Consider the following 10,855-nt stretch of genomic DNA (forward strand, 5'->3'; position numbering starts at 1 on the left):
AGAAATATGTGATACTTTACAGGGTTATTACAGAAAAATTACCCAAAAACCAACATTGTGGATGTTCAAAATAGCATAAATCCTAAATTCAGGAGGTTTTACAATTTATGCTAACTCAATTAGTATATAAAATGAATTTGGATATAAAACAAATACTAAGGCTTAGTTTAGCACCTAAAAAACTAACGCTGAATTTACACAAGTTTTTGTTCCTAGTTCCTTCTGGCAAAAAACAATAAATATACTAGAAACAATTTATACTCCTGTCGGAAGCTACGCACCAGATTTTGAGTTGCCAGGAATTGATGGCAGTGTACACCATCTCAGCCGTTATCTAGATAATTTACGCTCAGTATGTGTAATTTGTATGTCTAACCACTGTCCTTATGTAGAAAAGTATATAGACAGACTGAAAAAAATTCAAACGGAATTTTCACCTAGCAGCTTTACACTCATTGGACTAAATGGTAATGATGTGAATCCTGGGGAAGATATAAACCCTAGCTCAAACTTTGAAGATATGAAAGTTTTTGCCCAGCGCCATGAATTAAATTTTCCCTACCTATGGGACACAACACAAGATGTAACTTGTAGCTTGGGCGCTGTTAGCACACCTACGGCTTTTTTGATTGATAATGAAGGGATTGTGCGCTATAAAGGACAAATAGACGATCACCATCAAGATCCATCAGCGAATGGGGAAGATTATTTAAGAAATGCGATCGCCTCTTTATTTCAAGGTCAAGAAATCCAGCCAGCACAAACCCCACAGGTGGGAACGCCATTAGTATGGCGAAAATAAACTAGAACTAGACACAGATTACCACTGTACTGTTATCTTAAATTTGAGGCAATTGCAACTTATTTGATAAAACGTAACTTCATGGGAACGAATTACCGACGGGTTTTACTTAAACTGAGCGGTGAAGCCTTGATGGGCAACATGGGCTATGGCATTGATCCAGAAGTAGTCAAGGGAATAGCCGAAGAGTTGGCAGAGGTGGTAGCCACTGGCGTTCAAGTCGCTATCGTAGTTGGCGGTGGCAACATTTTCAGAGGCGTTAAAGCAGCATCAGCGGGAATGGACAGAGCAACCGCTGACTACATAGGAATGATTGCCACGGTAATGAACGCCATGACGCTACAAGACTCGCTAGAAAGGATAGGAATACAGACGCGGGTACAAACAGCGATCGCTATGCAAGAATTAGCAGAACCTTATATTCGTCGTCGTGCCATCCGTCATTTAGAAAAAGGACGGGTGGTAATTTTTGGTGCTGGTTCAGGAAATCCCTTCTTTACCACAGATACCACTGCGGCATTAAGAGCAGCAGAAATAGAAGCAGAAGTGATTTTTAAAGCCACCAAAGTAGACGGAATCTACGATGCTGACCCCACCATTTATCCTCAAGCCAAACGTTACACAACCCTAACATACACCCACGTTTTGGCTGAAGATTTGCGAGTCATGGATAGTACCGCAATTGCCTTATGTAAAGAAAATAATATTCCCATTCTGGTATTTGACCTAACAACGCGAGGAAATATTCACCGTGCAGTAATGGGAGAATCTATTGGCACTCTTGTGGGAGGTTCTTGTGAAATTAGCTGAAGCTGAAAGTACGATGCAAAAAACCGTTGAGGCTACTCAACGAGCTTTTAATACCATTCGCACTGGCCGCGCCAATGCGAGCTTACTAGATAAAGTACAAGTAGAATATTACGGGACTCCTACCCCCCTCAAATCTCTGGCAAACATCAGTACACCAGATGCCTCGACAATATTAATTCAGCCTTACGATAAGAGCAGCTTGAATATAGTGGAAAAGGCGATCTCCTTGTCAGATGTGGGTTTAACCCCCAGCAATGATGGTTCTGTAATTCGTTTGAACATCCCACCTTTGACATCTGACCGTCGTAAAGAATTTGTCAAACTCGCTGCTAAGTATGCCGAAGAAGGTCGAGTTGGTATTCGCAATATCCGCCGTGATGCTCTTGACTCAATTCGTAAACAAGAAAAAGCTGCGGAAATTTCCGAAGACGAATCACGAGATCAACAAGATAAACTACAAAAACTAACCAACAAATACACAACCAGGATTGACGAATTACTGGCAGAGAAAGAAAAAGACATTACAACCGTATAAGTTGGGGACTGGTGATTGGTGATTGGTGATTGGTGATTGGTGATTGGGAAAAATAAAAGTGATTACCCATTACCCATTACCCATTCCCTATTACCCATTACCCATTACCCATTACCCATTACCCATTACCCATTCCCTTATTTATGTACGACTGCATCATTGTTGGTGCTGGTCCTGCGGGTGGATCAGCAGCTTATCATTTAGCCAAACAGGGACGCTCAGTATTAATTTTAGAAAAAGCATCTCTGCCCAGATATAAACCTTGTGGTGGTGGTGTGTCACCTGCGATCGCTCAATGGTTTGATTTTGACTTTAGCCCTGCAATTTCCGTTAAAGTAGACTCCCTGCGCTTCACCTGGAAACTAGAAGATCCTGTAGAAGCCAAAATCGGCATCAAAGAACCAGTCTGGATGGTGCGACGAGATGTATTCGACCATTTTTTAGTTCAACAAGCCCAAAAGCAAGGGGCTGAACTACGAGACAATACAGAAGTCACAGGTATTGAATTTAAAAATGATCATTGGCAAGTGAACACAGCTAACGGACAAGTCACAGGTCGCTACTTAATTGCTGCGGATGGTGTTAAAGGTCCAATGGCAAAATGGCTAGGTTTTAAAAACCGTAAACGCCGATTAGCAGGAGCATTAGAAGCAGAAATTCCGGCAAATGTAGAAAATAAATCTACAATTCACTTTGAGTTTGGTTTAGTCAAAAACGGTTATATCTGGAATTTTCCCAAAGCTGACGGTTACTCTCTCGGAGTCGGAACATTTATTGGTGGCGAACCCCAGGACTTTAAAAAAATTTTGGATGAATATGCCAAATATTTTAATGTAGATATCAAAACTAGCCAGCAGTACGGTCATCCCCTGTGCATCTGGGATGGCAATCAAAAACTACATACTCAAAATGCTGTATTAGCTGGTGAAGCTGCTTGTGTCGTTGACCCCTTTACCGCAGAAGGTATTCGTCCCTCCATCTTTAGCGGTGTCCTAGCTGCACAATTCATTAATGAGGCGCTTAGTGGTGATATCAACGCCTTGGAAAACTACACTGAGGCTATGAATGAACAATGGGGTTCAGAAATGGCTTGGGCGCAAAAATTAGCTGGTGCATTTTATCGCTTCCCTGGTATTGGCTACAAAGTTGGTGTTAAACGCCCCTCTGGCGCTCAAACTATGGGTAAAATCCTTTGTGGTGAATTGCGATATGGTGATGTAGCTGGTCGCGCTCTGAAACGTTTAATTCCTGGTTTTGGGGGTTAGGTAATTGGTAATTGGTAATTGGTAATTGGTAATTGGTGATTGGTTTTTTCCTATCCAATGCCTAAATCTGCTATATAGGGGTTGCTGAAAAAGTCTTTCCGTGAAGGTAGGGAACAGGGAACAGTTTCAAGAGTTGGATGGGAGCGATTTTTCCTTGGCATCAAACTTAAAACCGACTTTCCGCACTTCAAAATGTCATACGTTAACACTTCAATAAATTTTACAAAATATGTTGATATTATTCAGTATTTAAACGTATGAATTATAGCCCTTCGGCGATAGCGAAGCGCTGCTGCAAGCAGTTCGCTATTCAACCACCATGAACCCCAATTTTTGTAATCTTCATGTATTACAAAGCGAAGTGTGGAATGTGGGTTAAAAACCTTGCATTTAATTCCTACTTAAAGAAAAAATCGTTCCTATCCAACTCTTGAAACTGTCACCTGTCACCGTGGCGTAGCACCTGTCACTGGTCCTTCACAGATAACTTTTTCAGCAAACCCTAAGTAGGGTTTTGTCTATAAAATTGTCAACTTAGGACAAGCTCAACAAACCACCAAAGAATTACTCCTGTAACCAAAACACAGAGAACCCCAGCTAAACCAGCTAGGGGTTTTTTGTTTTTACCTGTAACCCATTCTGAGACTTTCCCTGTATAAGTTATTAATCCTGCTGTATCTATTGTAGCGATCGCCCATACCCAACCCGCATGAAGTCCCCAAGCTATCCCCAAACTACCACCATCAGCTAACCTGGCCAATACCAACACCATTCCCATCATCCATAAACCAGGTAGTTGCGGTATCGTTTCTCGCTGTTCCCAAACTAAATGTAGCAGCGCAAAAATCAAACTAGAAATAATCGCTGCTAACCAGATCGGATAATCTTTCTCCAGGGTTGTCAATAAAAAACCCCGAAAAACTAACTCTTCTATCCCACTCACAAACAAAGCTACCAAAGAAATTGGTAGCAAAATTCCCGGAATTAATTTAATATTTGATTTTTCTAAATAGCACCAACCTAGCCAAAATTGGCAAGTAAACACTATCACCAGTCCCAACACACCTAAACCCAATCCCAGCCACAAAGAACCCAAAATATTCAGGTTTCCCACCAAGCCATAATTAGCAAAAGATCCCAGTCCTAACCAATTAATTCCCCAGAAAATTAAAGGTACTAATAAATAGAGAGATACCAATAAAGGAATTTTTTGCTCTGGTTGTAAAGGTTTATTAAGCTGTAAATTAAGTATGAAGGCGGATATCGCTGCTAATGGCAACCAACATACTACCCAAACAAGAAAAAAAGCCATGACAAAAAACACTACTGGCGCATTTTTCAGCAACGCCAGTAATGTATTATTGACTGATGGCTCTATCAGTGAAAAGAAAACAGACGAGAAAATCACGATAGATTTCTAGCTCCCAGAGAGTTATTGCTTATCCTTCAAAACTCTACTAGAATTCGTGATGCTTACAAAATGTCAAATAGTCAGTATTCAGCTATTACTAATCAGTAATCAGCCAACAGCAAGGATTCAGACGTTTGAATTTTAGGAATTTTATCTGCATCTGTTTCTTTTGATTCTTTGTATTTTTACCTTTCAGGTACATAGCTGATGGCTGATAGCTGACGGCTGAATGCTTACGTCAAATCTTATTTTGTTGTGTGAACAAAGCTTTAAACTACAAATGCCATTTATTTGTAGCTGTAGGGATAAGAAAGCAAAGATTTATTTACGACTTACCCCTACTCTCAGAGAAATTTATTCCTCCTCTTCATTTTCTAAATCAGCTTCATCAGCATCCACATCAGATGATGTCAATTTTTTATCACTTTCACCAAGTTGAATCAAGTGAATATGCTTGTAACCTAACCGAATTTCAAACTCATCACCAGGTTTTAAACCCATTGCTTTGGTATAGGTAGCACCAATTACAATTTGACGATTTTGATGAACACTCACCCGGTATGTCGGTTCGCGGCCACGTCCATCTTTAGGAGATTCTGGACTTAGAGGAATACCTCTAGCTGACAACAGAGCATCATAAAAATCGGTGAGATTTACACGCACCTGATTATTCTTGGTCACGGTGTAATAGCCGCACTGCTTCGCTCTTTCTCGGCGTGGTAAATTAGAAAGCTCTTTTACTTTAGCCAGCAGTGCTTTTCCTGTTAATGGGGCGGTTGCAGTTTCAGTCATTATGTTCAAAATTTCCTTAATCTCTTGAAACAGTTCATCAATGTAGCCTGATTTTTACATTTGGCTTTTTAGCCAATGTCCAGAGCTACTGAAGACTTGAGGGTGAAGTGTGAATTCCTGCTGATATGATCAGCCCAAGTATCTCTATATATGGTTTTCCATATTCAATGAGAGATCATGGTTGTCACAGAATTTTATTCCGTTGATTGTACGGCATTTTTAACCATCATTCGCCATAAGAAAGAAAAATATTTTAATCTTTTGGCGCTAGTGTAGTGGTGTAATTTTCAGCCACCTTTACAAATCAGGTTAGTTCTACTCCTAAAAAGTTGTAGATACAATAAATTGCAGGTTTTTCACTTTCAGTGCTTGCCTTTCTTGCTTTTGAGTTGTAGGTTTGTACCCACTCGTCATCTCAAGCTTAGGACAGCATAGTATTTGCTGATGGTCTTAGAGACATACACCCTTTTGTCCTGCCGATAGAGACACAAATTTTCTTGTCTCTATATTACTAATCAACAAAGCAGTAGCAGCCGCACTTGTACGGACTTTGGTACTGGTTTTGTGACTTCGTAATTTCATATTAAATACTATCATGAACCAATAATAGCAAAATATTTGTTGAATTTAAAAAACAATTTGCAAATTATTTTTTTTTCAAATCACTGGAGTTGGGGACAGAAAAAGCAGTAAGGATTTTACTCTGGACTGATGGTCTCATGAGTATGGAGTCAAGACTTTTATAAAAGTTTATATAATTTAGGCGAGCAGTTTTGAGTGAGTGACTTAAATCCAGGTTTTCTTGATGGAGATCAGACAAAAAGCCCCTGGTATTTTTCACCCTGTTTATTAGGAGCAGTGAAAACATCGCCGATTATTCTCCACGTCTGTCTAGGGGAATAATCAATTTACCACATCTATCCCTTGCTTGATAGCCATAACCAAATAATTGTCCGCCGCTTTAACTCTTCTATATATTTAAAAAATTTTTATTTCGCTATTACTGGAAGACTTTTTACAAACAGGACTAAACTAAAGAAGTCTCAAGTGTAGAGGATGAAGTAGTGCTTGTCAGAGAAAAGCAAAAAAATATTTTCCAAATTGAACTTCCATCTGTGTCGGGGTGGAAAATGCCTGGGTTCAGCTTTCAGCCTTGAGTCGAGTTTAATAAACATCAAAATGTAATCATTGCCTAAGCTGCATTTGTTCAGGTAAACACATCGCTATGTTAAACACCTGCTAATACTGCTCAGTTCACAAAACCAGGAGGTTGCTTTGCTGGAGGCAGTTTTTGTCACGGGGATTTATCACCTGCTCCCACAACTTTTCGCCATCAAAGGCGAGGTTTGAGACTCGATTGTTTCGATAAATCTCACAGACTGCACTTCTACAACTAAAATTTTAATGGTTATCCTTGAACTGGAATCATGAGCGCCTTCAGCGTCAGCTTATTAGCCACTGAAGTTAAATAACGGGCTAATTTTTCACAAAAACCTGCTTGTACTCATTATTTTGGCAGCAGGTAAGGCAATTTTTAGAATTTGGTTGGTAATATATGGAAGTTATTTTTAAGATTATTCGCCAGCAGCAAAACTCTCACCCTGTTGTCCAAACTTATCCTTTACAGGTAGAACCAGGTAATACAATCCTTGATTGCCTGAATCGGATCAAATGGGAACAAGATGGAACTTTAGCATTTCGCAAAAATTGCCGCAATACTATTTGTGGTAGCTGTGCTATGCGAATTAATGGACGTTCAGCTTTAGCTTGTAAGGAAAATGTGGGCAGTGAACTAGCTAGATTGCAAAAAATTTCATCATCTTTGTTATCGACAACCGATAATCATACCATTAATGAAATCACGATCGCTCCTTTGGGCAATATGCCTGTGATTAAAGATTTGGTGGTGGATATGAGCAGTTTTTGGGATCATTTAGAAACAGTTGCACCTTATGTCAGTACAGCAGCGCGACAAGTACCAGAAAAAGAATTTTTGCAAACACCACAAGAGCGATCGCTTCTCGATCAAACAGGTAATTGTATTATGTGTGGTGCTTGTTATTCAGAATGCAACGCCCGTGAAGTTAATTCCGATTTTGTAGGTCCCCACGCTCTCGCTAAAGCATATCGCATGGTGGCAGATTCCCGCGATAGTGACACAGAAAATCGCTTGGAAAATTACAACGAAGGAACTCAAGGTGTTTGGGGTTGTACTCGTTGTTTTTATTGCGACTCAGTTTGCCCAATGGAAGTTGCACCATTAGAACAAATTACCAAAATTAAACAAGAAATTCTTGACCGCAAAAAAGCCAGTGATAGCCGTTCCATTCGTCACCGTAAAGTATTGGTTGAGTTAGTTAAAGCAGGTGGTTGGATTGATGAACGTCAATTTGGTATCCAGGTAGTTGGTAATTATTTCCGCGATTTAAAAGGATTACTCAGTCTTGCACCTCTGGGTTTACGGATGTTAGTCAGGGGTAAATTTCCCCTCTCCTTTGAACCCTCAGAAGGTACTCAACAAGTGCGATCGCTCATTGAATCAGTTAAATCTGGTGATTGGTGATTGGTGATTGGTGATTGGTGATTGGCTAGTAATTTATAACTACAAATTATCAATTATCAATTATCAATTATCAATTATCAATTATCTTGGGTCTTGGGGGATATTCAATTTTTGTCCAAATCTGTCATAAAGTAAAATATCCCATTGCCCATTATTGCTAAACTCAAACGCAATCCTACTACCATCAGCACTAATTGTAGGATTGCGGACTTCTGCTTGCAGATTAGCAGTTAAATTTCTGGATTGTCGAGTTTCTCGATCATAAAGAAAAATAGAGGAGCGCCCCTGACGACTCCCAGCAAAAACCACAAAACGACCATCTTGAGTCACAGAAGCATGATCAGCAATAGTATCAAAAGAATTTAAACCTGGTAAATCTACTAAATTTCGTGTAACAGTATCAAACATATAAATATCCTGGCTACCGCGACGATTAGTATTAAAAACAATATATCTACCGGAAATTTGCGGATTTAACTCCGAAGCTGAACTGTTTAAACCGCGACCACCAGAGTCAAATGGATAACTTAATATACGCGGATAACCAAAACAGCCACTTAACACAGTTGAACTTAAAAATAAAAATAAAAGTAATTTGTAATTAGTCATTAGTTATTAGTCATTAGTCATTAGTCATGAGTTATTAGTTATTAGTTATTTTTCCCAGTCACCAATCACCAGTCACCAATCACCAGTCACCAATCACCAATCACCAGTCACCAATCACCAATCACCAGTCACCTAATTACCTACTGTTGCACCATTAGGGATATCTAATTCTACAGTAGGTCCTCGGTCTAAAACTTCAACATCCCATTGTCCACGACTGGCAGATTCAAAAACTATATAACGTCCATCAGGACTGATATGAGGATTTCTGATCCAACCGCGATAGGTAGGAGTAATGATTTGTGATTGTTTCATAGCGCGATCGTAAAGTGCTATCACTGGTCTACCTTGGTCACTCGTGAGGTAACAAATATAACGACCTGTATAGCTGAGACTGGGGCTTTCAGCAACAGTTTCTCGTCGGTTTAAACCAGGAGTGGGAATAAAACTTTGAGTTTCCAAGTCGTACATCAACAATTGCTGATTACCATTACGATTAGAGACAAAGGCTAAAAAGCGTCCATTTCCACTTAAAGCAGGTTGATCCTCAGTATAAAGACTGTTCAACGAATAAACCCCAACCGGAATATCACCAGCACCACAAGACACAAGTAAACCACTCAAGCTAAAAATTAGGCTCCAACGAATACGTTTTTGGAGCCAAAATATAGACGTAAATGTTTTCACATCAACCGCTTTCCGTCGCCTTGAAAATTACCATCACCGTTGATTCACTCCAAATATTTTAGATATATCAAGCGCCAGGATGCTGAGGAAATAAATAGATAACAAAACTAAAATCTACACAGCTTTTTCACTCTGTCACCTGTCACCTGTCACCTGTCACCTGTAATATCATCAAAATCGTTGGCATTATCAGATCCGTCCTTTGGTGTTTCAATGGGGTTATATGGGACATAATCAGTGGGGATGGCCTCATCATCATTCCTTTCTCTGCGGGTGGATGAGTCAGCAGGTGGACGACGCTTTCTAGGTCTAGGTGTAACATCATCCTCACTGCTTTCTGGGCGTGTGGGTCTGTCATTACGACGACGAGATGGTTTTCTTACTTCCTCTTTGGGAGTTTCCCAATCATCAACTTCCCTAGAAACAGAACCCCAATTTTCTTGTTCAAAACTATCACTCTTGAGACTTACGGAACGTCCAGAACTCGGACGACGTTTCCTTTCGGCTGTTTCTGGTTTTTCCCTGGTGTTACGACGTTCTGAACGACGAGGCGGTTGTTCCTCATAGTAATTATCACGAGTAGAACGATCATCTCGACTACCGCGAATCCTGGGACGTGGGGGACGTTCTTCTTCTTCCTCTTCGTAATAAGGTAAAGGTTCTAAATCAGCATCCATCTCAGCTTGATAATTGCGCCGTTCAGAGTAAGAATATTTTCTGCTGACTTCTCGCTCATCATCCACAATGGGAGTATTGCGTTTCGCTTGTTGAGTAGCAATACTTCGCAGACGAATACTTTCAACAGCAAAAAATACAGTAGAACCGACTAATAGCAACTGACCAAATTGTAAAATTGGGTCAAGCCGCCATCCTTGGAAGATGAGAATAAAACCACATAGTAAGCCGACTGCCGCAAAAAAGATATCTTGATCTCGTGACAGTTCTGGGCGCACGGTGCGGAGAAAATATAGTGCTGCCCCAGCCACAGCCAGGAAAATTCCTAGAACACTGGCTGAGTTAGCCCCAAAATTTACCTGAGCCAAAATACTGGCTGAGTTCAGCCCAAAATTTATCATTGCTCTTTATCCCAATATCACATCTATGTTAGCGAGTCATTCAATTTTGGATTTTAGATTTTAGATTTTGGATTTACCACACGGATGAATCCGGGGGGCTTGTACCATCAAGGAATTATTGCTAACAATTAAAATTACTATTTTAACTATTGACAATGTATTTAAGCTTCAAGGCATCTAACAAATAAGCTTTGAAGCTGTTTACAATTTTTGGTGATTGGGGAAAAGGTGATTGGGGAAAAGGTGATAGTTGATTGGGAAATATCAAATTGATTACCCAGTCCCCAGTCCCCAGTCCCCAATCC

General features: G+C 40.0%; 11 protein-coding genes. 5 read left to right on the plus strand and 6 right to left on the minus strand.

Translation table 11 applies throughout. The annotated features are described in order from the left end of the window. Positions 1 to 235: 235 nt before the first annotated feature. From IQ237_RS03160 to IQ237_RS03175, 4 genes are all read left to right on the plus strand, one after another. Positions 236 to 802 carry a thioredoxin family protein gene (locus tag IQ237_RS03160; protein WP_194052243.1) on the plus strand — a complete coding sequence of 189 codons (567 nt, stop codon included), beginning with the start codon at positions 236 to 238 and terminating at the stop codon, positions 800 to 802. Between the two features lie 81 nt (positions 803 to 883). Continuing rightward, positions 884 to 1,612 carry a UMP kinase gene (gene pyrH / locus IQ237_RS03165; RefSeq protein WP_194052205.1) on the plus strand — a complete coding sequence of 243 codons (729 nt, stop codon included), beginning with the start codon at positions 884 to 886 and terminating at the stop codon, positions 1,610 to 1,612. Next, on the plus strand, positions 1,599 to 2,147 hold the full coding sequence (gene frr, locus IQ237_RS03170) for a ribosome recycling factor (protein WP_194052214.1): 549 nt from the start codon (positions 1,599 to 1,601) through the stop codon (positions 2,145 to 2,147). Before pyrH ends, frr begins: the two co-directional genes overlap by 14 nt. Positions 2,148 to 2,290: 143 nt before the next feature. Further along, positions 2,291 to 3,412, plus strand: a complete 1,122-nt coding sequence (locus tag IQ237_RS03175; protein WP_194052215.1) for a geranylgeranyl reductase family protein — start codon at positions 2,291 to 2,293, stop codon at positions 3,410 to 3,412. A 529-nt stretch (positions 3,413 to 3,941) separates the two neighbouring features. Here IQ237_RS03175 and IQ237_RS03180 read toward each other — a convergent pair. The 3 genes from IQ237_RS03180 to IQ237_RS26610 form a co-directional block, all read right to left on the minus strand. Beyond that, positions 3,942 to 4,820 (minus strand): CPBP family intramembrane glutamic endopeptidase, encoded by an 879-nt coding sequence (locus IQ237_RS03180; protein WP_194052217.1) that lies wholly within the window; start codon positions 4,818 to 4,820, stop codon positions 3,942 to 3,944. Between the two features lie 357 nt (positions 4,821 to 5,177). After that, a complete protein-coding gene (locus tag IQ237_RS03185) occupies positions 5,178 to 5,615 on the minus strand; it encodes an AbrB family transcriptional regulator (RefSeq protein WP_194052219.1) in 438 nt (145 codons plus the stop codon). A gap of 450 nt (positions 5,616 to 6,065) precedes the next feature. After that, complete coding sequence (locus IQ237_RS26610; protein ID WP_255512616.1) at positions 6,066 to 6,197, minus strand: hypothetical protein; 132 nt, start codon at positions 6,195 to 6,197, stop codon at positions 6,066 to 6,068. 973 nt (positions 6,198 to 7,170) lie between these two features. Here IQ237_RS26610 and IQ237_RS03190 point away from each other — a divergent pair. Beyond that, positions 7,171 to 8,178: a succinate dehydrogenase/fumarate reductase iron-sulfur subunit gene (locus IQ237_RS03190; RefSeq protein WP_194052221.1), complete on the plus strand. Its 1,008-nt coding sequence runs from the start codon at positions 7,171 to 7,173 to the stop codon at positions 8,176 to 8,178. Between the two features lie 81 nt (positions 8,179 to 8,259). Here IQ237_RS03190 and IQ237_RS03195 read toward each other — a convergent pair whose 3' ends face one another. The 3 genes from IQ237_RS03195 to IQ237_RS03205 all read right to left on the minus strand — a co-directional run bounded on the left by IQ237_RS03195 (position 8,260) and on the right by IQ237_RS03205 (position 10,550). Then, positions 8,260 to 8,787 (minus strand): PD40 domain-containing protein, encoded by a 528-nt coding sequence (locus IQ237_RS03195; RefSeq protein WP_194052223.1) that lies wholly within the window; start codon positions 8,785 to 8,787, stop codon positions 8,260 to 8,262. Between the two features lie 132 nt (positions 8,788 to 8,919). Further along, the gene (locus IQ237_RS03200; RefSeq protein ID WP_194052225.1) at positions 8,920 to 9,474 is read right to left on the minus strand and encodes a PD40 domain-containing protein; all 555 of its coding nucleotides are present in this window, start codon (positions 9,472 to 9,474) and stop codon (positions 8,920 to 8,922) included. A 149-nt stretch (positions 9,475 to 9,623) separates the two neighbouring features. Further along, on the minus strand, positions 9,624 to 10,550 hold the full coding sequence (locus IQ237_RS03205) for a Ycf66 family protein (RefSeq protein ID WP_194052227.1): 927 nt from the start codon (positions 10,548 to 10,550) through the stop codon (positions 9,624 to 9,626). Positions 10,551 to 10,855: the final 305 nt, after the last annotated feature.

It is taken from the genome of Sphaerospermopsis sp. LEGE 08334 (assembly GCF_015207205.1).
GTDB lineage: Bacteria > Cyanobacteriota > Cyanobacteriia > Cyanobacteriales > Nostocaceae > Sphaerospermopsis.